Raw genomic sequence first — 24181 nt, 5'->3', positions numbered from 1 at the left:
CGCTCCCAAATCGACCGTGCGGCCACCGTGCGGACGCCATCGCGCGCTCACTCCTTGGAGTCATGATGAGACGGAAGAGATCCTTGGCCGCCTTACTGGCCCTGTTGGTCAGCCTCTTCGGGATCGCTGGTCTCGGCCGGACCGCCCATGCCGACCCGGCCCGCCCGCAGACCCCCCTCGCCACGGGCCTGCACATCAGCGACGGCCGCCTGCTGGAGGGCAACGGCAACGACTTCGTCATGCGCGGTGTCAACCACGCCCACACCTGGTATCCGGGCGAGACGCGGTCGCTGGCCGACATCAAGGCCCTGGGCGCCAACACCGTCCGCGTCGTCCTCTCCAACGGCCACCGCTGGACCAGGAACAGCCCCGAGGACGTGGCCTCCATCATCGCCCAGTGCAAGGCCAACCGGCTCATCTGCGTCCTGGAGGTGCACGACACCACCGGCTACGGCGAGGATGCCGCGGCCGCCACGCTCGACCAGGCGGCCGACTACTGGATCGGCCTCAAGGGCGTGCTCACCGGCCAGGAGAACTACGTCATCATCAACATCGGCAATGAACCGTGGGGCAACACCGAGCCGGCCGGGTGGACCGCCCCCACCGTCGCCGCCGTGCAGAAGCTGCGCAACGCCGGGTTCCAGCACACCATCATGGTGGACGCGCCCAACTGGGGGCAGGACCTGCAGAACGTGATGCGCACCAACGCGCGGACGGTCTACGACGCCGACTCCACCGGCAATCTGATCTTCTCGATCCACATGTACAGCGTCTATGACACGGCGCAGGAGATCACCGACTATCTGAACGCCTTCGTGAGCGCCAGGCTGCCCATCCTCATCGGTGAGTTCGGCGGGCCGGCCGACCAGTGGGGCGATCCGGACGAGAACACCATGATGGCCACCGCCCAGCGGCTGAGGCTGGGCTATCTGGCCTGGTCCTGGAGTGGCAACACCGATCCCGTCCTGGACCTGGCCACCGACTTCGACCCGGCCAGGCTCACCGACTGGGGCAAGCGCGTCTTCAGCGGCCCCGACGGCATCGCCGAGACCTCCCGCGAGGCCACCATCTACGGCGGCGGCTCCGGCACCGGCTGCTCGGTCGGCTACCGGGTGGCGGGCGAATGGGGCGGTGGCTTCCAGGGTGAGATCACCATCCGCAACACCGGCACCGCCGCCATCACCGGCTGGACCCTGGGGTTCGCCTTCGCCAACGGCCAGACCATCACCAACATGTGGGGTGGCACACCGCGGCAGAGCGGTGCCGCGGTGACCGTCACCCCCGCCTCGTACACCGCCACCATCCCCGCCCGAGCCTCGGTCACCATCGGCTTCACCGCCGGTAAGGGCGCCACCAACGCCGCGCCGACCGCCTTCACCCTCAACGGCGGCGCCTGCGCCACCGGCTAGCACCGGGAATGCGGGGCGATCGTGAAATGTTAAACTAACTACGCACCCCGTGCCCGGCGCCGGCCAGATCCCCCCGTGCTGGCCGGCGCCGTCCCCATCGGTGGGGCGATCGGTGCGAGGGCTCAGTGCAGGGACTCCACCGCGTCCCGGCTGAACGGGGTGAGCTCGCTCACCCGGCCGTTCAGGACCTTGTCGGCCCACTCGGGGTCGGCGAGCAGTGCGCGGCCGACCGCGACGAGGTCGAATTCGTCCCGCTCCAGAGGCTCCAGAAGCCGGTCGATGGACTCCACGGCCGCGTTCGCGCCGGAGAGGGAGCCGGGGTGGAAGACGCTGTCCAGGCCGATCGAGCCGACGGTGATGACCGGCTTGCCGGTGACCTTCTTCGTCCATCCGGCGATGTTCAGATCCGATCCCGTGTCGGGGAACTCCGGCTGCCAGTAGCGCCGCCCGGAGGCGTGGAACGCGTCGACCCCGGCCTCCGCCAGCGGTGTCAGCACGGCCTCCAGCTCCTTGGGGTTCTCGGCGAGCCGGACGTCGTAGTTGTCGGACTTCCACTGGGAGAACCGGAGGACGACGGGGAAGTCGGGCGCGACCCGCTCGCGGATGGCGGCCACGAGGTCGGCGGCGAACGTGGTCCGGGAGGCCGGATCGCCGCCGTAGCGGTCGGTGCGCCGGTTGGTGCGCTCCCAGAGGAACTGGTCGATGAGATAGCCGTGTGCGCCGTGCAGTTCAACGCCGTCGAAGCCGATCTCCTCGGCCGCCCGCGCGGCCTTCGCGAAGGCGTCGATGACGTCGTCGATGTCGGCGAGGGTCATCGTCTCGCCCGCTCCGGGGGTGCCGTCCAGCGCGATCCCGGACGGGCCCAGGGACGGGGCGTCGGGGAACGGCGGCGCGCCCGCGGTGCGCCGTATGCCCACGTGCCAGAGCTGGGGCATGATCGCGCCACCGTGGGTGTGCACGGCGTCGACGACCCTTTGCCACCCGGCCAGTTGCTCCTCGCCGTGGAACCGGGGGACACCGTCGAGGTAGCCGGCGGACCGGTGGTCGACGGTGGTGCCCTCGGTGATGATCAGGCCGGTCCCGGCCGCCGCCCGGCGCGCGTAGTACGCGGCGACGTCCTCACCGGGGATGCCGCCGGGAGAATGTCCACGGGTCATGGGTGCCATGGCGATCCGGTTCGGCAGCTTGGCCGAACCCAGTGTGAACGGGCGGGACAGTGCCGTGGTCAGGCTGGTGTTCACCGTGTCGCTCTCCAGACGTGTCGTTCGGCGGAGGCTTCCCCCGGAGCCTCAAAAGTGTGAATCTGAAAGGTACAGTTTTCGCGGCGTAAACTGCAACTGTATCGATTGCTTTTTAGGTGAGGGCGGAACGGCACCGTCGAGTAGGCTGTGCCCGATCTGTGGGCGGAGGTGGAGAAGGTGTTGGACATCCGGTTCTCCCGTGCGCTCCAGGTGATGCTGTTCCTCGCCGTGGCCGCCGAGAACGGGTCCGGGCCGCTGAGCTCCGCCGATCTGGCCCACCGGCTGAACGCCAACCCGAGCCTGGTCCGGAAACTCCTCGTCCCGCTGACCGAGGAGGGGCTGGTCGTCTGCGTGAAGGGCCGTTCCGGTGGGGCGCGGCTGGGGCGGCCCGCCGACGGGATCACCCTGGCCGAGATCTACCGCTGTGCCGTCGGCGACAAGCCCCTGTTCGCCCCCTCGCCTGGGGTGGAGCCCGTGTGCTCGGTGACCGCGCACGGCGGTGAGTACTTCGCCGCGCTCACCGCCGAGGCCGAGGAAGCGGTCCTCGCGTCACTGGGCGACCGCACGCTCGCGGACAGCGTGGGCGAACTGCGCCGCCTCTGCGCCGGACACGCTCCGGAGGGCTGATCCGAGCCCGGCTCGGTGGTCATCCGCCGCATGGCCAGGAGCGCTGAGTACGCCATCTCATGAGGTGCCGGAACCACCGGACCCCGAGCCACCCTACTGGGCCGGGAGGTCATCGCCCCCGTTCGGCTCGGACGTGGCCGCGCGGCGCAGGTGCTCGGCGAGGGCCGCGGTGGCGGCGGAGGCGGCCCGGCCCGTTGTGCCCCAGGCCAGCAGGTGGTGGCGACGCGCCCAGGGATCGCGGAGGCCGCATACGTCGAGTGGGTGGTGCGGGGCGATGGCGCGGCGTGGTACGACGGCGAGTCCGATACCGGCGGCCGCGAGGGAGACCAGGGTGTTGAGGTGGGCGACTGTGGTGCGGTAGCGCACCGCGGGAGCGTGCGGGCCGAGGTTCTTCTCGATCGAGCGTCGCAGCGAGGAACCGGCGTCGAGCCCCACGAGCGGATGCTCGGCCACCTCGCGGTAGGTCACCTCGGTGCGCCCCGCGAGGATCCCGCCGCACTGGCCTATCACCACCAGCGAGTCGTCGCCCAGGGGTTCCATGGCGAGTCCGCAGTCGCGGGCCTCCCGGTCGAGGACGACGCCCAGGTCCGCCTCGCCGTCGGCGAGCATCCGCACGGTCCGTGGGGTGCGGCTCTCGGACACCTCGACGTCGACGTCCGGGTGCGCGCGGAGGAACGAGACCAGGGCCCGTGGCACCAGGCGGTGCATCGCGGAGCCGCCGCCCAGCAGGGTCAGCGGGGCGGTCGGCGGCCGGGCGTAGCTCGCCACGGCGCTTTCCAGGCGCGCCGTCCGGTCGAGCACGTCCCGTGCGTGGCGGGCCAGTGTCGTGCCCGCCGGGGTGGGGCGCACGCCCCGCCGGCCGCGGATCAGCAGGTCCACGCCCGCGTGGTGCTCGAGCGAGCGCACCCGCGCGCTGGCCGACGGAAGGCTCAGATGCATCCGGCGAGCGCCCGCCGTGATCGAGCCCTCCGCCACGATGTGAAGGAAGAGCCGCAGGTCGTCCAGGTCGTACCGCACCCTGATGAGACTAAGGCAGAGCCTTGGGCCGGCTACGCGGATCACGCATTGTGGGCCCATGGGCCATGGGGCGATGCTCGGCTGATGTCCGAGACAGTGCTTGTTCTGCTGGCGGGTGTGGCCGCCGGGGCGTTGAACGCCATCGGGGGCGGGGGCACGTTCGTGGCGCTCCCCGCCCTGGTGGCGGCCGGTCTGTCCCCCGTGACCGCGAACGCGTCCTCGACCGTGGCCCTCGTCCCCGGGAGCGTGGCGAGCGCGTGGGTGTACCGGCGCGATCTCGCCCCGGTCGGGGAGACGTCCACGCGGGCCCTGACGGCGGTCAGTGTGATCGGTGGCGGGCTCGGTGCCGGTCTGCTGCTGACGCTGCCCGCGGTGTCGTTCGACGCGGCGGTGCCCTGGCTGCTCGCCTTCGCCACGGTGGTCCTCGCCTTCGGGCGCCGCGTCTCCCGTGCGGTGAGCGAGGCGAGGGGCCATGCGGTCGGCATGGGTCCCCGGGCCGTCCTGGTCGCCCAGTTCCTGCTCGCCGTGTACGGCGGGTACTTCGGCGGTGCCGTAGGCATCATGATGCTGGCCGTGTGGAGCATCGGCCTCGGCCTCGACACCTCGACCGGCAATCCGATGCGGGTCGCCCAGATCACGGCCGTCTACCTCAGCGCGACCGGGCTGTTCCTCATCGCCTCGGACGCGCTGAGCGCACCGCGGCAGCTCGCCGCCATGCTGGTCGGGGCGGTGGCCGGTGGTGTGGCCGGAGCGCGGATCGCCCGCCGTCTGCCCGCGTGGCTGCTGCGGGGCGTCATTCTGACCACCGCCGTGACCATGACCGTCCTGTATTTCCTGCGCGGCTGAGGACCCGGCCGACGGTACTACGACAGCGTGTCGGCCACCACGGACGCCGCGTCCGCGATCAGCTTGTTGTCGAACGGGGTGTCCTTGTCACCGCGGTACGACATGATCGCCATGACGAGAGGAGCGCCGTCCGGCCGCCACACCACGGCGATGTCGTTGCGGGCGCCGTAGTAGCTGCCGCTTCCGGTCTTGTCGCCGACCTGCCAGCCCTTGGGCATTCCGGCCCTGATGAGCTCGTCCCCGGTGGTGTTGGTCCGCAGCCACTTGGCGAGCTGGGCGCGCTCTCTGTCGCCGAGGACATCGCCGAGGACGAACGCGCGCAGGTCCTTGGCCATCGCCCGCGGGGTGGTGGTGTCATGTGTCTCGCCCGGCACCCACCGGCTCAACTCCGGCTCGACGCGCTCCATTTGGATGACGTCATCGCCCAGCTTCTCGAGGATGGCATCGAGCCCCTTCGGCCCGCCGAGCTGGTCGAAGAGCAGATTGGCCGCGGTGTTGTCGCTGTACCGGACGGCCGCGTCGCACAGGGCGTCCAGGCTCATCCCGGTGTCCACGTGCTTCTCGGTCACGGGGGAGTTGTCGACCAGATCGTCCTTGGAGTACCGGATCACCCGGTCCATCCCGCTGAGCTTGTACTTCCGCAGCACGGCCCCGGCCTCCAGGGCCTTGAACGTGGAGGCGAACGCGAACCGTTCGCCATCCCGGTACGCCACCTCGTGTCCGGTGCCGGTGTCGATCGCGTAGACCCCCAGGTGCGCGTCGTAGGAGCGCTCCAGCTTCTTGAACTCGCCGGTGACCGCCTTCGCGTCCGCGCCCCCGCTCGCCGTACCCGCCCTCTCGGCCGAGATGGACGAGGAGCTGGACGGCCCCGACGCGTCCGGGGAATCCCCTTCGCCGCAGGCCGTCAGCGGGACGAGGAGCGCGAGCGTGGCGAGCGCGCTGACAGCGGTGTGCCGGGCACGGGTGAATCGCATGGTCCGAACCTCCGGTTGGGTCCCCGTCACGCGGGGCGCACACGGAATGGGATGACCGGGCCCCGCTTCGGGGCTGGTCATGGGCGTTGGGATCACCATCGCCGTCGGGTGGCTATGCGGTCCAATACGCACATGCGCTTCTTCATGCTGATCTGGCATAGAGTGCGGCTGTGGATCTGGTGGGAGTGTGCCGGGCGTTCGTCAGCGTGAGCGAGCGGGGGAGTTTCACCGTCGGGGCGGCCGCCGCCCGGATGTCCCAGTCGGTGGCCAGCCGTCGTGTGGCCGCGCTGGAGGAGCGCTTCGGGGAGCAGCTCTTCGAGCGCACCTCGCGGCGGGCCGTGCTCACCCCGTTCGGGCGGGAGATGCTGCCGGTGGCCAGACAGCTCGTACAGGCGGCCGATGTGCTGCTGCACGAGGCGGAGGCGGCCAAGCGCAAGCCGTGGCGGCTCGCGGTGCCCGGCATCTGCTCCACGGCCGGGCTCGCCCGCCTCGTCGCCGAGGCGCGAGGGCATGGGGTCACCCTCGAACTCCGCGTGGCGGCGCCCGCGCGGCGCCTGGAGCTCATCCACGCACAGCAGGTGCGGGCGGCCCTGCTCGCGGTGCCCGCGGACGACGCCACGTGGTCGGTGCCGCTCGGGCTCGCCGGAGTGCGGGATCCCGGTGTGCGGCGGGTCTATCTCGAGACGCTGCGGGTCGGCCGGACCGCGGCGGGCCCGGCCCGCCGGATATGGATCCAGCCGGAGGACGATGTGCCGCACATCCGCGACCCGCTCACCCGGCTGCGTGACGCGGTCGGTCTGCGGCCCGCACAGCTCGTGGCCGCTACCGATCTGACGACCGCCGCCGCCGAAGTCCTCTGCACCCGTGACCTGTTGCTGTGCTCTCCCGCGCAGGCCGAGGAACTCGCCCTGAAGTGGCGGCCCATCGGTGAGATCGCGCTCAGCCGGGGGTTCGCCCTCGCCGCCGCGGCGGACGGCAATCCCCAGCACCTCGAAGGGCGTCTGGGCGGCGCCATCGCCCACTGCCTCGGCGCGGGTGCCTGGGCGGACACCGGGGAAGTGGGCAATCGGGCGGGTACCGCGAAAGCGGCGGGCACCGTGGAAGGGGCCGAGGCATGAGCACCGAGGCGCTGCTGAGCGATCTGCGCGGGCAGTTGCGCGACGGCGGACTGCACGGCTGTCTGCTTGTACGGGACCTCCACACGGGGGACGAGCTGGGGATCGACCCGGACATCCAGCTGCCCTCCGCCTCCCTGGTCAAGGTCCCGCTCGCACTGGCCACGGTGGAGCGCGTCCGGCGTGGCGAGCTCGACGGAGCCACCATGCTCGATGTGCCACCCGGGCGGATCACCACGCCCGGCCCCACTGGGCTGAGCCGGTTCCGCCACCCCGTCCGGATCGCGGTCGACGATCTGCTCTATCTGAGCACCTGTGTGAGCGACGGAACGGCGGCCGACGCGCTGTTCGGCCTCACCCCGCCCGCCCAGGTGGCGGAGATCCTCCATGAGCTGGGCCTGCGTGGCATCACCGTCCGGCACGGTATGCGCGAACTGAGCGAAACCCCCGAGGAGCGCTTCGACGCGGCACAGGTGCATCTCGCCCACGCCCTCGCCATCGACGCCGGCACCAGCGGCCGCGGCCATCGGGTGCCACAACTCGACACCACCCGCGCCAACACCGGCAGCGCACGCGCCTGGGTGGAACTGCTCCAGGCCCTGTGGACACCGTCGAAAATCGACCCCGAAGTGGCGCTGCGGGTACGCGATCTCATGGCCCACAACGTGCTGCGGCACCGACTCGCCCCGGACTTCAGCTCCGACGCCACCACCTGGTCCTCCAAGACCGGCACCCTCCTCAACCTCCGCCATGAGATCGGGATCGTCGAGCACTCCGACGGCCAGGTGTTCGCCGTAGCCGTGCTCACCGAGTCACTGGTGCCCGCCAGTACCCAGCCCGGCGCCGAGGCCCTGATGGCGCAGGTGGCCCGCACCCTGCGGGACCACCTCCGGCAGCTCTAGGCCGGGGGCGGCGACCGGGCCGGGGGCGGCGACCGGGCCGGAGGCGACGGCCGGGCCGGGGCGGCCGGTCACCGGCCATGGCCGACCACGGTCAGAGGGTGCGGCCGAAGAGGTCGAGCAGGGCCTCCCAGTGGCGTTCGGCGGCCTCGGCGTTGTAGGCGACGGTGTCGGCCTGGGTGTAGCCGTGCTGAGCGCCCGCGTAGACCTCGGCGCGGTGGCGGACACCGGCCTCCTCGAGGGCCTTGTCCAGGCGCTCGATCTGCTCGGGGGGAAGGGAGTGGTCCTGGTCCGCGTGTCCGAAGTACAGCTCGGCGGTGATCCGCCCGGCCATCGTGTGCGGGCTGTCCGGCGCGTCCGTGGCCAAATTGCCACCGTGGAAACCGGCCGCCGCTGCGACGCGATCGGGGTACGTCCCGGCGGTCCGCAGGGCCAGCCCGGCGCCCATGCAGTAGCCGGTGAGGCCCACGGGCCCGTCGGTGGCCTGTGGGCAGGCGGCCAGCCAGTCGAGATAGGTGCCGGCGTCGCGCACCGCACGCTCGGGAGTGAGCTCCCGCGCGATCGGGACGATGTGCTCGAAGATCTCCGGACGCGCCGCCGGGTCGACGAAGTCGGGCAGCTCCACCACGGGAGCGCGCCCGTGACGGTAGAACACGTTGGGCACCAGCACGGTGTAGCCGGCCGCGGCCAGCCGGTCGGCCATCCCCCGCAGATGGGGCCGGAGCCCGAACGCGTCCATGTACAGCAGAACGGCCGGGTGGCGGTCGGTGTCGTCGGGATGGGCCAGATAGGCATCGGCGATGCCGTCCTGGGTGGGGATGTCCACGGCTGTGCCGCGCACTGCGGTCATGTGGGGGTTCCTTTCCTCGATGCGTACCGGGCGGCGCGCGAGCATCGCCGAGCAAGCTCTCCGGCCTCTCCGGCCCATCGTGCCACTCGGTGCCGGCGCGTCGGACGCCACGTCGCCGATGTGGCTCCTACGCCGATGTGGCTCCTAGGGCCTGTCCGGAGTTGTGATCTGGATCAGCGAGCCCAGATCACAACTCCGGACAGGCCCTAGAGGCATCCCTCGGGCAGGGCGGCGCCACCGGCGCAGAGGTGTCCGATCGCCGCGGCGATCGAATAGCAGTCGAAGAGCGCCGAATGCTCCTTGCCGGCCGCCGGTTTGGGCAGGCCGAGCACTTCCCAGAGCCGACCGGAATTGGCCGAGGCCGTCGTCGGCGCGATGGTGTTCAGCCATGGCCGGATATTCAGGAAGGGGGTGGTGAGAAAGCCGTTCTTGATCTGCTCGCCACGGGCCCGGGCCCACCCCACGTTCTCCCCGAGGACGACCATGTCATTGCCGTAGGAGAGAACGGACTGCCCCCGGCAGAACGCCAGGAAGTCGCCGATCGCGTCGGCGGGGGCGACTCCCTCGCGGTCCACGGTCTCCTGGTCGACCCCCGTGAGGCCGGTGAAGAACGGGGACAGCCGCGGATTGACCACCGGTCTGACCAGCGCTTCGTATTCCTCGACAACGGAGTGGGCGCCGGCGGCGGAGTCGGTGCTGATGCGCAGCGCGCCGATCTGGACGATTTCGCGAAGCTGCCCCGGTTCCGACCAGTCCTGCTCGAGCGCTCCCGGCCATGTGGTGAACTCAAGGTCGAACACGACAAACGTCGACAAACGGTCTCTCCTCGATGTGCGGTGGGGATGTGCGGTGGAGGCGAATGAACCATACGAGTCGCTGTGCAGGAGGCTACTCCTCCGTGCGCGGCCATTGACGCCGGCGGTCGCCAGTCCTACCGTCAGGTTCGATTTCACGGTCAATGTGCGGCATATCGAACGCATATGAGAATGGCATGCCCCTGACATTCGCATCGACATTCACACCGACACGGGAAGGGCAACCACCATGAAGGTTCCTTCGGGTCTCACGAGGGTGCGAAGAGCGCTGCTGCCGGTTGGCGCGACAGCGGCCCTCGTCCTCGGACTCCTGGCCGGCGGCACGGGCACATCCCAGGCCGCGGCCTCCCTGCCGTGCGACATCTACGCCGCGGCCGGTACCCCCTGCGTGGCCGCGCACAGCACCACCCGGGCCCTCTACGCCTCCTTCAACGGCCCGCTCTACCAGCTGAAACGCGCCTCCGACGGCGCCGTGACCGACGTGGGGACGCTGTCGGCGGGCGGCTACGCCGACGCCGCCCGGCAGGACTCCTTCTGTGCCGGAACCACCTGCGTCATCAACGTCATCTACGACCAGTCACCGCGCCACAACCACATGCCCATCGAACCGGCCGGCACCGCGGGCCCCGCCAACTCCGGTGTGCCCGCCGACGCGTTACCGGTGACCGCGGGCGGCCACCAGGTGTACGGCGCGTCCTTCTCCGGCCGCATGGGCTACCGCCACACCGCGGCCTCCGGTGTCGCCGTCAACGGCCGGCCCGAGGGGATGTACATGGTCACCTCCGGCACCCATGTCAATGGCCTGTGCTGCTTCGACTACGGCAACGCCGAAGTGCAGATCGCCGACACCGGCAACGGCCACATGGACGCCATCAACTTCGGCACGGAGTGCTGGTTCCCGCCGTGCGGCGGATCCGGGCCCTGGGTGCAGGCGGACCTGGAGAACGGCCTGTTCCAGTCGGACAGCGGCTACAGCAAGAACCCCTCCAACACCGGCAACTCGGCGCCCTTCGTCACCGCCCTGCTGAAGAACAACGGACAGAACTACTTCGCCCTCAAGGACGGCAACGCCCAGTCCGGCAGGCTCACCACCCAGTACGCGGGCCCTGAGCCGTCCAGGCCGGGCTACTCACCGATGCACCAGGAAGGTTCCATCGTCCTCGGCACCGGCGGCGACAACAGCAACGGGTCCATCGGCTCGTTCTTCGAGGGCGTGATGACCAGCGGCCTGCCGACCGACGCGGCCGACGACGCGGTGCAGGCCAACGTCGTCTCCGTGGGCTACGGCGCGCCCAGCCCCGTGGCGGGCGGCACCCTCAACGCGGGCTCGACGATGTCCCTGCGCGCCACCACCCCCGGCTACACCGACCGCTACGTCCGCCACCAGGCCAACAGCGCCGTCACCTCCGTGGTGTCCTCGGGCAGCTCCGCGCTCGACAAGGGCGACGCGTCCTGGATCGTGCGCCGCGGCCTCACCAACGCCTCCTGCGTGTCGTTCGAGTCGCGCAACTACCCCGGCGACTTCCTTCGCCACTACGACTACCAACTGCTCCGGCAGCCGATGGACGGCACCGCAGTCTTCCGGGCCGACGCCACCTTCTGCCCCCAGACCGGCAAGAACGGCCAGGGCACCTCGTTCGCGTCCTACAACTACCCCGACCGGTTCATCCGCCACTACGAGAACAAGGTCTACATCGCCTCCAACGGCGGGTCCAACCCCTACGACAGCGCCACGTCCTGGGCCGACGACGTGAGTTGGCGAGTGTCCGGGCCCTGGACACCGTAGGGCGGCCTGGCCCGGGGGAGCCCGTAGGGCGGCCTGGCCCGGGGGAGCCCTCAGTCGCGCAGGCTCATGCCGCCACAGACCGACCACACCTGGCCGTTGACCCACTCGGCGTCGTCCGAGAGGAGAAACGCCACGGTGCCCGCCACGTCCGCGGGCTCGCCCAGCCGCGGACTGCGGGCGATCTTCAGCGCCATGGCCTGCAGCCGCTGGTCGTCCCGCTGCTTCTGGGTGTCGCCCATGACCAGTCCGGGCGCCACGGCGTTGCAGCGGATGCCCTCCTTGCCCCAGCGGGAGGCGATATGGCGGGTCAGCGCGTTGATCCCGGCCTTGGAGGCGGCATACGCGGGACGCCGGGGCTCCCCTCCCCAGGCCGCGCCGGAGGAGGTGTTCACGATCACGCCGCCGCCCTGGGCCAGCAGCCGTGGGATGACCGCCCGGCAGGTGAGGGCGTAGCCCAGCAGATTCACCTCATGGGTGCGCCGCCACACCGCCGGGTCCATCTCCAGCAGATCGGTGTCCCGGCCCAGATGCTCGTCCGAGAGGTCGGCGCCGACGTTGTAGAGCCCGTCGACCCCGCCGAGTTCGGCGGCGGCCCGGTCGATCAGCGCGCCGATCGACTCCTCGTCGGCGAGGTCGAACGGGACGGCGACCGCCGTGCCGCCGCCCTCGGCGACGCGCCGGGCGGTGGCCTTGGCGCCCGTGATGTCGATGTCGCCGACGACGACCGAGGCACCTTCCCCGGCGAGCCGCTCGGCCGTGGCGGCGCCGATACCGGTGGCGCCGCCCGCGATGACGATCCTCTTGCCCTGAAGTCCCCTCATGCCTCTCTCCCACCGACAGAGGTCCGGAACCGACAAAAAGCTCGCGTCATCATTCCACGACGAGGCTCGGTAGTCTCCCGCCCGGACGATGGTGTGCGGGGCGGTCCGTGGCCGCCCCGCACCGGTGTCTCGGCGGAGCCGGGTCTCAGGAGAAGGTGTCGAGCGCGACCCGATCGGGGTCGGGGCCGCCCCGCGCCCCGGTGTCGAGCGCGTCGATCGCGGCCACCTCGTGGGGGGTCAGGGAGAAGTCGAAGATCCCGATGTTCTCCGCGATGCGGTGGGGTCTGACCGACTTCGGGATCGCGCACAGGTCGTGTTCGACCTGCCAGCGCAGGATGATCTGGGCCGGGCTCTTGCCGTACTTCTCGGCCATGCCGGTGATGGTGGGCTCCTGGAGCGGATCCCTGACCTTGCCCGTGCCGTCGCCCCCGTAGCGGTTCACCCCGCCGATGGGCGACCAGGACTGGGTGAGGATGCCGTGGCGTACGTCGAACGCGCGCAGCTCGGGCTGGCTGAAGTTCGGGTGCAGCTCGACCTGGTTCACCGCGGGCACGACCTCGGTGCGTGCCATGAGCTCGGCCAGGTGTCCGGGGGTGTGGTTGCAGACGCCGATGGCCCGCACCCGCCCGTCGGCCAGCAGCTTCTCGGCCGCCCGGTACGAGGCCACCGTGGTGTCGTGCGCGGACGGGACCGGCCAGTGCAGCAGGTACAGGTCGAGCTGGTCCAGGCCCAGCTTGGTGAGGCTGGTGTCGAAGGCCCGGAGGGTGGCGTCGTGGCCGTAGTCGGTCAGCCACAGCTTGGTGATGACGAAGATGTCCTCGCGGTCGATGCCCGAGCGGGCGATGCCCTCGCCGACCTCCTTCTCGTTGCCGTAGGCGGCCGCGGTGTCGATCAGTCGGTAGCCGTCCTCGATCGCGGTCGTCACCGCGGAGACGGTCTCGTCGGGCGTGCTCTGGCAGACACCGAGGCCGAGGGCGGGCATCCGCACGCCGTTGTTCAGGGTCAGAAGCGGGGCTGGTCCATTCATGACGGGATCCTTGGGGAGTCGGAGACCGGCGGGCCCCGCCGGTGCCGTGGCCCCGGCACCGGTCAGAGCCCGCTCGTACTGCGACAGGGGTTCCCGATGACGGGCCGCTCGCTCGCCCCGCACCCCGAACGTCACCACGTTGGCGCGATCAGAGAGCCGTGCCCGGCCTCCGGGGTCGCCACTCCGCGGTCGTATCGCGGGGGATCACGGTGACGCGCTGTGCTCGCCGGCCGTCATGTCCTGCGTGCCGATGACCGACAGAAGCTCCAGCTGGGCCGCGCCCTCGGTGCCGGGCGGGGCGCTGAACCACAGCAGCCGCTGGTGGCCGTCCTCGCTGAACAGGGAGTGGCAGTCCACCTCGATGACGCCCAGCGAGGGGTGGACGATGCGCTTGTGGTCGGTCCGCCGGAGGGCCACGTCATGGGTGTCCCAGAGGGCGGCGAACTCCTCGCTGCGGCGGCGGAGCGCGGCCACCATCCGCCGTACCTCGGAGTCGCCGCTGCGCCGGGCGGCGACGGCCTGGAGATCGGCCACGAAGACCCGGGAGTGGTGGGGGTGGTCCTCGGGCGGGTAGAGCCCACGGGCGTCCGGGTCGGTGAACCAGCGGTAGACCAGGCTCGCCGCGGGGCCGCGCACCGCCGGGGGACGGCCGATCAGCGCCGCGGCCAGCTCGTTCTGCACCAGCGTCTGGTGCAGATCGGTGATGACCTGGGCGGGAGTGGTGGCGAGCCGGTCCAGCAGGCCGAGCAGGGCGGGCTGGACCTGCGCGGCCGGGCCGTGCGTCGCCGGGGGAATGGGCCGGTCGGCGAGGCGGAACAGATGGTCGCGCTCGTCGCCGTTCAGCCGCAGCGCCCGTGCGAGCGCGGTCAGCACCTGGGCGGAGGGCTGAGCGCCGCGGCCGCGCTCCAGCTCGGTGTAGTAGTCCGCGGACAGCCCGGCGAGCTGGGCGACCTCCTCGCGCCGCAGGCCGGGCACCCGGCGCCGCGGACCGGCGGGCAGACCGACGTCGGCCGGGCGGATGCGGTCGCGCCGGGACTTCAGGAACGCGGCGAATTCGGAGTGGTTCACGCCCTCCATGGTCGCTGGTGCCGGTGAGCTGAGCCAGGGGCTGACAGCCCCTGGGTGGAGAGAGCCGTGGCTGGCCCGGCGATCCCGGCCCAAGCTGGAAACACCGAAGGGGCACGGCGGCGAACGGCGCCGCGGCCCCGGGGGGGCCACGGCCGGTACGCCGTGGCATCCGCCCGTCAGTACGTGCCCCCAAGCCAGTACATGCCCCCAAGCCAGTACGTGTCCCAGGAGTCTCCATGTCCCCCCAGGAAACCGCGCCCCAGCACCCCACCGACCGGACCCGCGTCGCCATCGTGACCGGAGGCTCCCGCGGCATCGGCCACGAGACGGTGAAGCGCCTGGCCGCCGACGGGTACGCCGTCGTGATCGGCTACGCGGGCCACCGCGAACCGGCCGAGGCCGCCGCCGAGGACATCGCCGCCGCCGGTGGCCGGGCCGTCGCCGTCCAGGCCGACGTCGCCGACGAACAGCAGGCGGCCGCGCTCTTCGACACCGCGGAGTCCGAGTACGGCGGTGTCGACGTCGTCGTCCACGCGGCCGGCCGGATGTATCTGGCCCCGATCGCCGAGCTGGACCTCGCCGAGCTGGACAAGCTGCACCGCACCAATATCCGCGGCACCTTCGTCGTAGCCCAGCAGGCCGCCCGCAGGATCCGCGGCGGCGGGGCGCTCATCACCTTCTCCACGTCCATCGTGGGCCTGGCCTTCCCCGCCTACGGCGCCTACAGCGCCAGCAAGGGAGCGGTCGAGGCGCTCACCATGATCCTGGCGCGCGAGCTGCGCGGCCGGGACGTCACCGTCAACACCGTGGCCCCCGGCCCCACCGCCACCGATCTGTTCCTCGACGGCAAGGACGAGGAGACCATCGCCCGGCTGGCGGCCCAGCCCCCGCTGGAGCGTCTGGGCACCCCCGCCGACATCGCCGAGGTCGTGGCCTTCCTCGCCTCCCCGGCCGGCCACTGGGTCAACGGTCAGTGCGTCCGCGCCAACGGCGGCATCGTCTGACCGCCGCCGCACCACCGCTTCCCCCGCTCCCGCCCGTAAGGACCCCATGCCCTCCGACACACCCACGACCGTCCTGGTCACCGGCGCCTCCAGTGGCTTCGGGGCGCTGACCGCACGCGCCCTGGCCCGCGCCGGCCACACCGTCTACGCCGGGATCCGTCAGCCGGCCACCCGCAACGCCTCCGCGGTGGCCGAGCTGACCCGCTACGCCACCGAACACGACGTCGACCTGCGCGCCGTGGAACTCGACGTCACCTCGCAGGACTCCGCCGACTCCGCCGTCGCCCGCGTCCTGGCCGACCGGAACCGGCTGGACGTGATCGTCCACAACGCCGGGCACATGGCCACCGGCCCGGCGGAGGCGTTCACCCCCGAACAACTGGCCCAGCTGTACGACGTCAACGTCCTGGGCACCCAGCGGGTCAACCGTGCCGCGCTGCCGCGGCTGCGGACTCAGGGCGAGGGGTTGCTGGTGTGGATCGGCAGCTCCAGCACCCGCGGCGGCTGCCCGCCCTTCATCGGGCCCTACTTCGCCGCGAAGGCCGCCATGGACGCCCTGGCCGTCAGCTACGCCGCCGAGCTGGTCCGCTTCGGCATCGACACCGCGATCGTCGTCCCCGGCGCCTTCACCACCGGCACCAATCACTTCCGCCACGCGGGCGAGCCCGCCGACCCCGACCGCGCCACCGCCTACGACGAGCGTTACGGCACCCTGCTGGCCGGACTCGACCAGCGGCTGGCCGCGCTGATTCCGCCGGACGCGGACGCCGCGCACGTCGCCGACGCCGTCGTACGCCTGGTGGCCCTGCCTGCCGGCGCCCGGCCGCTGCGCACCCACATAGACCCCAGCCGCGACGGCAGCGAAGTCGTCTCCGCGGTCGCCGACCGCGTCCGCGCCGAGTTCTTCCGCCGGGCCGGGCTGGACGATCTGCTCACCACGGGCAGCTCACTGTAAGAACACCCGAATCGACCCTCGAACACACCGAAATCCCCCGTACGAAAGAGAGCGACCATGCCCTTCGCGAACTTCAAGGTCCCTGCCGGATCCCTCGACGAGAAGCAGAAGGAGGAGATCGTCACCCGTGCCACCGAGCTGTACGTCGACATCTACGGTGAGCGCGCCCGCGCCACCACCCTGGTCCTGGTCGAGGAGGTCACCGACGGCGGCTGGGGCATCGGCGGCAACGTCCTGACCCTCGCCATGCTCCAGCAGCCGCCGGGCAACTGACACCGCCGGACCCCAGGGCCCCGGCGTCCCCTTCTCCCCCCGGGGGACGCCGGTTCCCCCGGGGGGAGACGCCGGCCTACTCGGGCCGGACCCCCTGAAGCCCGGCGCCGGTCCGCGCGGCCCCGGCGTCGCGCTGGGCGACGAGGGACGCGTGGGTCGGCGCGTCGGGCACGGTGGCGGGACGGTTCTCGGCGAACTCGGCGCGCAGGACCCGCACCACCTCGCCGAGGTGGTCCAGCTGCTCCAGGACGGTCTTCAGCGGCAGCCCGGCATGGTCCATGAGGAACAGCTGGCGCTGGTAGTCGCCGAAGGAGTCACGGAAGGCCAGGGTCTTCTCGATGACCTCCTGCGGGCTGCCCACGGTCAGCGGGGTGTCGCGGGTGAACTCCTCCAGGGACGGGCCGTGGCCGTAGACCGGCGCGTTGTCGAAGTACGGCCGGAACTCACGCACGGCGTCCTGGGAGTTGGGCCGGATGAACACCTGACCCCCCAGCCCGACGATCGCCTGCTCGGGCGTGCCGTGGCCGTACTGGGCGTAGCGCCGCCGGTAGAGGTCGATCAGCTGCTGGAAGTGCTCCTTGGGCCAGAAGATATTGTTGGCGAAGAAGCCGTCGCCGTAGTAGGCGGCCTGCTCGGCGATCTCCGGCGAGCGGATCGAGCCGTGCCAGACGAACGGCGGCACCCCGTCCAGGGGCCGCGGCGTCGAGGTGAAGCTCTGCAGCGGGGTGCGGAACCGCCCCTCCCAGTCCACCACGTCCTCGCGCCACAGCCGGTGCAGCAGGGCGTAGTTCTCGATGGCGAGCGGAATGCCCTGGCGGATGTCCTGCCCGAACCACGGATAGACCGGACCGGTGTTCCCGCGCCCCATCATCAGATCGACCCGGCCGTCCGCCAGGTGCTGGAGCATGGCGAAGTCCTCGGCGATCTTCACCGGGTCGTTGGTGGTGATCAGCGTGGTGGAGGTCGAGAGGATCAGCCGCTCGGTGCGCGCCGCGACATACCCGAGCATCGTGGTGGGGGAGGACGGCACGAACGGCGGGTTGTGGTGCTCGCCGGTCGCGAAGACGTCGAGACCCACCTCCTCCGCCTTCAGCGCGATCCTGACCATGGCCTTGATCCGCTCGTGCTCGCTCGGCGTCGTGCCCCTGGTCGGGTCCTCCGTCACATCCCCGACCGTGAAGATCCCGAACTGCACCGGACTCACCTTCCTCCGAAGTAGTTGATTGTTGAACTATGCCAACGGAGGACCTCCGGTGTCTATTCCGGTTCTTCGCGCGCTAGCCCGCGGTGACCGGGGTGGGGCTGAACGTGACGGGCAGCGACTCCAGGCAGCGGTACCAGAGGGAGTCCACCCATCTCAGCTCGTCGGGCGCGACCGCCAGTGTCAGGTCCGGAACCCGGTCCAGCAGCACCTCGATCGCCGTCTCCGCGATGATCCTGGCCGTCTCGGGTCCGCCCGCAGGGCAGCCGTAGTCGCCACCGCTGAACGCCACATGGGAGTGGTTCCCGAAGTGGCCGACGGGGGTGTCGGGCCACAGCAGCGGGTCGGCGTTGGCGGCGGCCAGGCCGAGGACGACGAGGTCGCCGGAGTGGATGCGCCGGCCGCCGAGGTCGGTGTCGCGGGTGGCGTACCGCCCGATGAGGTTCTGCAGCGGGGAGTCCGCCCACAGCACCTCGTTCATGGCCTCGCCGATGCTGCGGCGGTTGCCCGCGAGGGTCATGGCGAAGCGCCGGTCGGTGAGCATCAGCCGCAGGGTGTTGCCGATCCAGTACGAGGTCAGCGGCAGCGCCGCCGCCATCAGCACCATGACGTCCGCGGTGTGCTGCTCCTCGGTGAGGTCCGGGGTGTTCAGGATGAACCGCGAGGTGAGGTCGGGGCCCGGCTCCTCGCGCTTGGCCCGCACCAGCTCCGTCACATACCCGGCGACCCGCCGCTGACCGGCGATGGCCTCCTCGTTGGAGAGGAACGACATGGTCAGCCCCGCCGCCAGGGTCTCCAGTCCGGCCTCGTCCTCGGACAGGCCGAACAGCTCGGCCGTGGCGAGGGTGGGCACCGAGTAGATGTAGTCGTACACCAGATCCGCCCTGCCGCTCGCGGCGAACTTGTCGATCAGCTGATCGGCGAACTGCTCGCAGCGGCCGCGCAGCGCGAAGGGGTCGATCGTGGCGAGGGCCTCGCCGGCCGCCGTCGCGCGCCGCCGGTGCTCCTCGCCCTCCGTGAAGGTCATCATCGGGCTGTACGCCACCCACGGCATCAGCGGCCAGTCCGGCGGCACACTGTCCCAGCCGTTCCAGCGGCGTGGGTCCCGGCCGAACGTCTCGGTGTCGGCCAGCACCTGACGGGTCTCGCGGTAGCCGAGGACGAACCAGGCGTCGATGTCGCCTTCGAGCAGGACCGGGGCGACCGGTCCGCCGTCCCGCCGTATCCGCTGGTAGGTCTCGTCCGGGCGGCGCCGGAAGTCCGGCCCGTACAGCCGGGCGGCGTGGGCGGGACAGCCCGGGGGCGGCGTGTCGGGCGCGTGCGGCGGGGCCGGCGTGTCGGGCGCGTGCGGCGGGGCCGGTGTGTCCTGGCCTTCCCGGGCGTCCTGGTCGTCCTGGTCGTCCTGGAGGTTCGTCACCAATGGTCTTCCTCGGAGCGGCGGGTCTACGGGGATGCCGGGAGGCTAACAGCATCCGCTGCGGCAGGCGGGCCCACCGCGTAGTGCGGGGCTGCCGTGAATGCGTGCATACTTCCGTGAATTCGGCCGGAGAAATGCGATTGCGGGTTCCGGACACTGTCGGTGATCGGGCGGCCATCGCCGCCTGGGAGAAGGCGGCCGTTGACGCGCGTTGACGCGTCGGAATTCCTCGTTCAATGCGGTACGCGGCCCATTCCGCTTTTACCGAAAAGGGCAGTCCAGTAGTCGCGAGGCGATTCTCCGTACCGCGCCGCGGGCGGCACGCCTGGCCGGATACCGTTCTGACCACCTACGGGATCTTGGCGTGCGCACTTCATCACGCGATACGGTGCGCCCGGGATTTCACCGGGGGCAACCGCTCCCTGTCCCGATCAAAAATTGGGGGGACTGGTGCAGATACGCAAGGTCGTTTTAGCGGCGAGCGGAGTGGTTTTCGCATTCGCCCTGACGATTCCGGCGGCCGCGTCCGCCGATACGCACAGCACCGTCACACACAGCGTGGACACCGCGGTGTCCACGCACAAGAGTGCCGCGTCCCGCTCATCAGCGGAGTCCGCCGAGGATTACTGGACCCCGCAGCGTATGCGCAGAGCCGTCGAGGCCGACACGCCCGCCGACGCCAAGGCGTCCCGGAAGGCGGCCGTCGACGCGGCGGCCGAACCCGCTCAGCTCGCGAAACCGCAGAAGGCCACCTCGAAGAAGGCCCGCGGGGTGCGGATCGCCACCTCGATCGTGCAGGGCAAGGTCTTCTTCCACAACCCGACCAACGGCGGCGACTACGCCTGCTCCGCCGCGGCGGTCAACAATCCCACGAAGAACATGGTGTTCACCGCGGGGCACTGCGTCCACGGTGGCGCCGGTGGCACCTGGGCCACCAACTGGGTGTTCGTGCCCGCCTACTACAACGGCTCGCGGCCGTACGGAACCTGGTCCGCCAAGACGCTGACCACGTTCAACGGCTGGATCAACAACAGCGACCTCAACTACGACATCGGCGTGGTCAACGTCTGGGACAACGGCGCCGGCAAGCTGGTCGACACCGTCGGCGGCATGGGGCTCGGCTACAACTACGGGTACTCCAACACCGTGACCGTCTGGGGCTATCCGGCCGCCTTCGGCTACGACGGCGAAGTGCCCTACGTGTGCCAGAACATCCCCACGTGGCAGGACGGCTCCCGGGTGCAGAACGGATGCACCATGGTCGAGGGCGCCAGCGGCGGCCCCTGGCTGCGGGACTACAACGAGACCACGGGCCTGGGGACCGAGATCGGCGTCACCAGCACCCGGACCGATCCGCCCGCCTACATCGACAGCCCCTACTTCGACAACAAGATCCAGACGATCTACAACAACACCGCCAACGGCTGAGCACCGCACCCACCGCAGTCGGCCGGGGCCCCGCACTCAGGGGTCCCGGCCTCCGGCATCCGCAGCGCCCCACCATCGGGAGAAAACGTCATGCGCCCGCTCACCGCAGTCCTCATCACCGCGGCGGTCGTGGGAACCGGCATCGTCGCGGCCCTCGCCGTCACCGCCCGGGGCGACGACACCGGCGATCCGCCCGGCCCGGACACCCCACGGACCCATCGCGCGGATCCGCCGGACCCCTCGTACTGGACACCGGAGCGGGTGCGCGACGCACGGCCCGCGCCCATGCCCACCGACCCGGGCCGGGGCCGGGGCGCGGGACCGGGCGTGGGACCGGGCGCGCGGCCCGGCGCCGGAGGTGGGCGGCAATCGCCGCCGTAGGTGCGTAGGGTGGCGCGGGTGCGAATAGCTGTGTCCTCCGGCCGACGCGCCGGATACCGACGTTTGCCGGGGCGGGCCGTGATTGCCGCGCTGGCGCTGTGGTTCCTCTTCAACGTCTACGCGGACGTGCGGGAACGGCTCGTCCTCGACCCGAACGTCGACACGGAGGCGTTCGCCGGGGACTGGGCGCCGATCGCTTCCGGGGTCCTGGCCGGGGCGATGGCCGTGCTGGCCGTCGTACGCGATGTCCGATGGGTCCCGCGGGCCGCGCTGGTGGCCTGTGCCGGCACCTTCGCGGCCACGGTCGCCTATCACCTGATGCCGGTGAACATGGTGACCAGCGAGTCCAGCGGCACCGAAATGATGGGCCTGCTGTTCCTCCTCGCCGTGGGGGTGCGGCGCTGCACGCCCTGGCCGGCCCTGGTGTCCGTGGCGGCGATGAGCGTCAGCGTGTTCTCCGTCCCGCTCCTGCGGGACACCGATCCCGGTGACTTCTCCGACAACACCGGGCTGTTGCTGGCGCTGGCCTTCGTCTGCGGGCTGGTGCTGCGGCTCTACGACGTCCAGCAGGAACGCACCGGACAGCTGGTGCGGCAGGAGGAACGGCTCGCGCTGGCCCGGGACCTGCATGACACCGTGGCCCACCAGGTGACCGCGATCGTGGTGCAGTTGCAGGCCGTGCGCCATGTCACCGGGCGGGGCACCCCCGACCCGCGGGCGCTGAACGAGATGCTCGAGGCCGTCGAGAACGCGGGCGGCGAGGCGCTGACATCCATGCGGCGCCTGGTGGGCTCGATGCGCGGGGACGAGACCCCGCGGCATCCGGAGAACCTGGGCGAGGTCCTGAGCCGCATCGTCGAGGAGGCACGGGGGACGGGGCTGCCGGTCCGGCTGGACCTCGGGCGGGATCTGCCGGAGGACGTACCGGCCGAGGTCACCGGCGGGCTGAGCCGCGTCCTTCAGGAGGCCCTGACCAACGCCCAGCGCTATGCGCGCGGAGTGCGGTCGGTGGACGTGTCCGCCCGGGTGGCGGCACACCATGCCGAACTGGTCGTGGAGGACGACGGACACGGCTCCACGTCCGGACACCGCGGCAACCTCGGCCGGCTCGGCGGCGGCTTCGGCATCATGGGCATGCGGGAGCGGGTCGAACTGCTCGGCGGCGCCTTCGAGGCGGGCCACCGGGCCGAAGGCGGATGGCGGGTCCGCGCCTCCGTACCGCTGCGCCCCGACGAGGCCGCGCGCACCCCGCGGACACGCGGGCGGCACGCCGTACGGACCGGGTTGCGGCTACGGGAGGGCAGGACGGCATGACCATACGCATCCTGGTCGCGGACGATCAGCATCTGGTGCGGGCCGGGTTCCGCATGGTGCTGTCGGCCGAGCCCGGCATGGAGGTGGTGGCCGAGGCCGCCGACGGGGCCTCGGCCCTGTCGCTGGCCCGCGAGACCCAGCCGGACGTGTGCCTCGTGGACATCCGGATGCCCCCGCCCGACGGTCTCGAGGTCACCCGCCGGCTGGCCGGCGGCGGTCGGCCCGGCGCCCCGAAGGTGGTCGTGGTCACCACCTTCGACCTCGATGAGTACGTGTACACGGCGCTGTCGAACGGAGCGTCGGGATTCCTCCTCAAGGACGCCGGTCCGGCGCTGCTCACCGAGGCCGTGCGGGCGGCCGTCCGCGGGGACGCGATGGTCGCCCCGCAGATCACCCTGCGGCTGCTCCAGCACTTCACCAAGAGCCGGCGGCGCGCCGCACACGAGCCGGCCGAGCCGCTGACCGACCGCGAGGAGGAGGTCATCCAGGGCATCGCCCGCGGACTGACCAACCCGGAGATCGCCGCCGAGCTGTACATCGCGCCCAGCACGGTCAAGACCCATCTGGGCTCGGTCCAGGCGAAGCTGGGCCTGCGCAACAGGGTCGAGGTCGCGGCCTGGGCCTTCCGCACGGGGCGCGCGGAGTAGCGGTCCCGCGGGCGGGCGGGAGAGCGGTCGCGCGGGCGGGGGGAGTGATTCCGCGGGCGCGCGGAGCAGCGGTCCCGCGCTGATCTCCCCCGATCGGGGGAGGCGGCTCCGGATGGTCGGGGGATCCGCGCGGGGGTGGCCGAGCGAGAGGCTCATGGGTGTCGCCATCAGCGGCGACGCCCTCCGCCACGAGGGTCATCCACCGAGCGCTCACCGAGGATCGGCATGCACGCACACCAGCCCTCTTCCGCCCCGGAGCTCTACGCGGCCCACGCCACCGACCTGACGAAGGTGTACGGCACGGGGGACACCCGTGTGGTGGCCCTCGACGCGGTCACGGTCGGCTTCGGCAAGGGACGGTTCACCGCGATCATGGGGCCGTCCGGGTCGGGGAAGTCCACCCTCATGCACTGCATGGCCGGTCTCGACTCGCCGTCCTTCGGCTCGGTCCGCATCGGCGACACGGAGATCGGCTCCCTGAACAACCGTCAGCTCACCCGGCTGCGCCGCGACCGCATCGGCTTCGTCTTCCAGGCGTTCAACCTGCTGCCCACCCTGAGCGCCCTGGAGAACATCACCCTCCCCATGGACATCGCGGGCCGCAAACCGGAGCGGGCCTGGCTGGAGAGCATCATCCAGACCGTCGGCCTGGCCGACCGGCTCGGCCACCGGCCCGCCCAGCTCTCCGGCGGCCAGCAGCAGCGCGTGGCCGTGGCCCGCGCGCTGGCCGGGCGGCCCGACATCGTCTTCGCCGACGAGCCCACCGGCAACCTCGACTCCCGCAGCGGCGCCGAGATCCTCGAGTTCCTGCGCGGCTCCGTGAGCGCGCTGGGCCAGACCGTCGTGATGGTCACCCATGACCCCGTCGCCGCCTCCTACGCGGACCGCGTGGTGTTCCTCGCCGACGGCCGCATCGTGGACGAACTCCACGCGCCCACGGCCGAGGCCGTCCTGGAGCGCATGGGCCGCCTGACCCCGGCGCACGCCTGACGACCGCGTACGCCTGACGACCGCGTACGCCTGACGACCGCGTACGCCTGACGCCCGCGTACGCCTGACCGACCGC

General features: G+C 71.3%; 24 protein-coding genes. 14 read left to right on the top strand and 10 right to left on the bottom strand.

Annotation, left to right across the window (positions count from 1 at the left end):
• The first annotated feature begins 65 nt into the window (after window positions 1-65).
• On the top strand, window positions 66-1409 hold the full coding sequence (locus NP777_RS29375) for a cellulase family glycosylhydrolase (protein ID WP_256653183.1): 1344 nt from the start codon (window positions 66-68) through the stop codon (window positions 1407-1409).
• Between the two features lie 122 nt (window positions 1410-1531).
• Here the strand turns inward: NP777_RS29375 and NP777_RS29370 are convergent, their stop codons facing one another.
• Complete coding sequence (locus tag NP777_RS29370) at window positions 1532-2650, bottom strand: NADH:flavin oxidoreductase (protein WP_256653182.1); 1119 nt, start codon at window positions 2648-2650, stop codon at window positions 1532-1534.
• Window positions 2651-2797: 147 nt separating this feature from the next.
• On the opposite strand from NP777_RS29370, the gene NP777_RS29365 reads away from it, so the two are divergent.
• A complete protein-coding gene (locus NP777_RS29365; RefSeq protein WP_256653181.1) occupies window positions 2798-3277 on the top strand; it encodes an RrF2 family transcriptional regulator in 480 nt (159 codons plus the stop codon).
• Window positions 3278-3370: 93 nt separating this feature from the next.
• On the opposite strand, the gene NP777_RS29360 is transcribed toward NP777_RS29365, so the two are convergent.
• Complete coding sequence (locus tag NP777_RS29360) at window positions 3371-4294, bottom strand: LysR family transcriptional regulator (RefSeq protein ID WP_256653180.1); 924 nt, start codon at window positions 4292-4294, stop codon at window positions 3371-3373.
• An 84-nt stretch (window positions 4295-4378) separates the two neighbouring features.
• Between NP777_RS29360 and NP777_RS29355 the strand changes: the two genes are divergently transcribed.
• Window positions 4379-5140: a sulfite exporter TauE/SafE family protein gene (locus NP777_RS29355; RefSeq protein WP_256653179.1), complete on the top strand. Its 762-nt coding sequence runs from the start codon at window positions 4379-4381 to the stop codon at window positions 5138-5140.
• A 17-nt stretch (window positions 5141-5157) separates the two neighbouring features.
• Here the strand turns inward: NP777_RS29355 and bla are convergent, their stop codons facing one another.
• On the bottom strand, window positions 5158-6114 hold the full coding sequence (gene bla, locus NP777_RS29350; protein WP_256653178.1) for a class A beta-lactamase: 957 nt from the start codon (window positions 6112-6114) through the stop codon (window positions 5158-5160).
• Window positions 6115-6284: 170 nt separating this feature from the next.
• Between bla and NP777_RS29345 the strand changes: the two genes are divergently transcribed.
• Window positions 6285-7232 (top strand): LysR family transcriptional regulator, encoded by a 948-nt coding sequence (locus tag NP777_RS29345; protein WP_256653177.1) that lies wholly within the window; start codon window positions 6285-6287, stop codon window positions 7230-7232.
• Window positions 7229-8131, top strand: a complete 903-nt coding sequence (locus NP777_RS29340; protein ID WP_256653176.1) for a serine hydrolase — start codon at window positions 7229-7231, stop codon at window positions 8129-8131. The genes NP777_RS29345 and NP777_RS29340 overlap by 4 nt, the downstream gene beginning before the upstream one ends.
• Before the next feature lie 91 nt (window positions 8132-8222).
• Here the strand turns inward: NP777_RS29340 and NP777_RS29335 are convergent, their stop codons facing one another.
• Window positions 8223-8978: a dienelactone hydrolase family protein gene (locus NP777_RS29335; protein WP_256653175.1), complete on the bottom strand. Its 756-nt coding sequence runs from the start codon at window positions 8976-8978 to the stop codon at window positions 8223-8225.
• A 206-nt stretch (window positions 8979-9184) separates the two neighbouring features.
• Window positions 9185-9793 (bottom strand): 3'-5' exonuclease, encoded by a 609-nt coding sequence (locus tag NP777_RS29330; RefSeq protein ID WP_256653174.1) that lies wholly within the window; start codon window positions 9791-9793, stop codon window positions 9185-9187.
• Window positions 9794-10022: 229 nt separating this feature from the next.
• Here NP777_RS29330 and NP777_RS29325 point away from each other — a divergent pair, with 229 nt between their 5' ends.
• Window positions 10023-11579, top strand: coding sequence for an alpha-L-arabinofuranosidase B (locus NP777_RS29325; protein ID WP_256653173.1), 1557 nt, complete (start codon window positions 10023-10025; stop codon window positions 11577-11579).
• Window positions 11580-11629: 50 nt separating this feature from the next.
• On the opposite strand, the gene NP777_RS29320 is transcribed toward NP777_RS29325, so the two are convergent.
• The 3 genes from NP777_RS29320 to NP777_RS29310 all read right to left on the bottom strand — a co-directional run bounded on the left by NP777_RS29320 (window position 11630) and on the right by NP777_RS29310 (window position 14495).
• A complete protein-coding gene (locus tag NP777_RS29320) occupies window positions 11630-12400 on the bottom strand; it encodes an SDR family NAD(P)-dependent oxidoreductase (protein WP_256653172.1) in 771 nt (256 codons plus the stop codon).
• Window positions 12401-12545: 145 nt separating this feature from the next.
• Complete coding sequence (locus NP777_RS29315; protein ID WP_256653171.1) at window positions 12546-13427, bottom strand: aldo/keto reductase; 882 nt, start codon at window positions 13425-13427, stop codon at window positions 12546-12548.
• 204 nt (window positions 13428-13631) lie between these two features.
• Window positions 13632-14495, bottom strand: coding sequence for a helix-turn-helix transcriptional regulator (locus NP777_RS29310; protein WP_256653170.1), 864 nt, complete (start codon window positions 14493-14495; stop codon window positions 13632-13634).
• 236 nt (window positions 14496-14731) lie between these two features.
• Between NP777_RS29310 and NP777_RS29305 the strand changes: the two genes are divergently transcribed.
• From NP777_RS29305 to NP777_RS29295, 3 genes are read left to right on the top strand one after another with little or no spacing between them, the layout of a single operon-like run.
• Window positions 14732-15499: an SDR family oxidoreductase gene (locus tag NP777_RS29305; RefSeq protein WP_256653169.1), complete on the top strand. Its 768-nt coding sequence runs from the start codon at window positions 14732-14734 to the stop codon at window positions 15497-15499.
• 46 nt (window positions 15500-15545) lie between these two features.
• Window positions 15546-16454 (top strand): SDR family NAD(P)-dependent oxidoreductase, encoded by a 909-nt coding sequence (locus tag NP777_RS29300; RefSeq protein WP_256653168.1) that lies wholly within the window; start codon window positions 15546-15548, stop codon window positions 16452-16454.
• A gap of 57 nt (window positions 16455-16511) precedes the next feature.
• Window positions 16512-16727: a tautomerase family protein gene (locus NP777_RS29295; RefSeq protein ID WP_037947464.1), complete on the top strand. Its 216-nt coding sequence runs from the start codon at window positions 16512-16514 to the stop codon at window positions 16725-16727.
• Between the two features lie 76 nt (window positions 16728-16803).
• Here the strand turns inward: NP777_RS29295 and NP777_RS29290 are convergent, their stop codons facing one another.
• A complete protein-coding gene (locus NP777_RS29290) occupies window positions 16804-17922 on the bottom strand; it encodes an LLM class flavin-dependent oxidoreductase (RefSeq protein ID WP_256653167.1) in 1119 nt (372 codons plus the stop codon).
• An 82-nt stretch (window positions 17923-18004) separates the two neighbouring features.
• Window positions 18005-19345 (bottom strand): cytochrome P450, encoded by a 1341-nt coding sequence (locus NP777_RS29285; protein WP_308405250.1) that lies wholly within the window; start codon window positions 19343-19345, stop codon window positions 18005-18007.
• Between the two features lie 642 nt (window positions 19346-19987).
• Here NP777_RS29285 and NP777_RS29280 point away from each other — a divergent pair.
• From NP777_RS29280 to NP777_RS29260, 5 genes are all read left to right on the top strand, one after another.
• Window positions 19988-20773 (top strand): trypsin-like serine peptidase, encoded by a 786-nt coding sequence (locus tag NP777_RS29280; RefSeq protein WP_256653166.1) that lies wholly within the window; start codon window positions 19988-19990, stop codon window positions 20771-20773.
• A 90-nt stretch (window positions 20774-20863) separates the two neighbouring features.
• Window positions 20864-21154, top strand: coding sequence for a hypothetical protein (locus tag NP777_RS29275; RefSeq protein ID WP_256653165.1), 291 nt, complete (start codon window positions 20864-20866; stop codon window positions 21152-21154).
• A gap of 78 nt (window positions 21155-21232) precedes the next feature.
• On the top strand, window positions 21233-22468 hold the full coding sequence (locus NP777_RS29270) for a sensor histidine kinase (RefSeq protein ID WP_256653164.1): 1236 nt from the start codon (window positions 21233-21235) through the stop codon (window positions 22466-22468).
• Window positions 22465-23115 carry a response regulator gene (locus tag NP777_RS29265; RefSeq protein ID WP_256653163.1) on the top strand — a complete coding sequence of 217 codons (651 nt, stop codon included), beginning with the start codon at window positions 22465-22467 and terminating at the stop codon, window positions 23113-23115. The genes NP777_RS29270 and NP777_RS29265 overlap by 4 nt, the downstream gene beginning before the upstream one ends.
• Before the next feature lie 225 nt (window positions 23116-23340).
• On the top strand, window positions 23341-24105 hold the full coding sequence (locus tag NP777_RS29260) for an ABC transporter ATP-binding protein (protein WP_256653162.1): 765 nt from the start codon (window positions 23341-23343) through the stop codon (window positions 24103-24105).
• The last annotated feature ends 76 nt before the right edge of the window (window positions 24106-24181 follow it).

It is taken from the genome of Streptomyces rugosispiralis, assembly GCF_024505145.1.
In the GTDB taxonomy this organism is placed as follows: domain Bacteria; phylum Actinomycetota; class Actinomycetes; order Streptomycetales; family Streptomycetaceae; genus Streptomyces; species Streptomyces rugosispiralis.
Note: the sequence above shows the minus strand (reverse complement) of the source record. Positions and strands in the feature narration are given on the sequence as shown.

Bases quoted from the DNA above. Each gene is read 5' to 3' on its own strand.
- NP777_RS29375 (WP_256653183.1), top strand. From the start codon at position 66: ATGAGACGGAAGAGATCCTTGGCCGCCTTACTGGCCCTGTTGGTCAGC.
- NP777_RS29355 (WP_256653179.1), top strand. From the start codon at position 4,379: ATGTCCGAGACAGTGCTTGTTCTGCTGGCGGGTGTGGCCGCCGGGGCG.
- bla (WP_256653178.1), bottom strand. From the start codon at position 6,114: ATGCGATTCACCCGTGCCCGGCACACCGCTGTCAGCGCGCTCGCCACG.
- NP777_RS29340 (WP_256653176.1), top strand. From the start codon at position 7,229: ATGAGCACCGAGGCGCTGCTGAGCGATCTGCGCGGGCAGTTGCGCGAC.
- NP777_RS29335 (WP_256653175.1), bottom strand. From the start codon at position 8,978: ATGACCGCAGTGCGCGGCACAGCCGTGGACATCCCCACCCAGGACGGC.
- NP777_RS29325 (WP_256653173.1), top strand. From the start codon at position 10,023: ATGAAGGTTCCTTCGGGTCTCACGAGGGTGCGAAGAGCGCTGCTGCCG.
- NP777_RS29320 (WP_256653172.1), bottom strand. From the start codon at position 12,400: ATGAGGGGACTTCAGGGCAAGAGGATCGTCATCGCGGGCGGCGCCACC.
- NP777_RS29315 (WP_256653171.1), bottom strand. From the start codon at position 13,427: ATGAATGGACCAGCCCCGCTTCTGACCCTGAACAACGGCGTGCGGATG.
- NP777_RS29305 (WP_256653169.1), top strand. From the start codon at position 14,732: ATGTCCCCCCAGGAAACCGCGCCCCAGCACCCCACCGACCGGACCCGC.
- NP777_RS29300 (WP_256653168.1), top strand. From the start codon at position 15,546: ATGCCCTCCGACACACCCACGACCGTCCTGGTCACCGGCGCCTCCAGT.
- NP777_RS29295 (WP_037947464.1), top strand. From the start codon at position 16,512: ATGCCCTTCGCGAACTTCAAGGTCCCTGCCGGATCCCTCGACGAGAAG.
- NP777_RS29280 (WP_256653166.1), top strand. From the start codon at position 19,988: ATGCGCAGAGCCGTCGAGGCCGACACGCCCGCCGACGCCAAGGCGTCC.
- NP777_RS29275 (WP_256653165.1), top strand. From the start codon at position 20,864: ATGCGCCCGCTCACCGCAGTCCTCATCACCGCGGCGGTCGTGGGAACC.
- NP777_RS29265 (WP_256653163.1), top strand. From the start codon at position 22,465: ATGACCATACGCATCCTGGTCGCGGACGATCAGCATCTGGTGCGGGCC.
- NP777_RS29260 (WP_256653162.1), top strand. From the start codon at position 23,341: ATGCACGCACACCAGCCCTCTTCCGCCCCGGAGCTCTACGCGGCCCAC.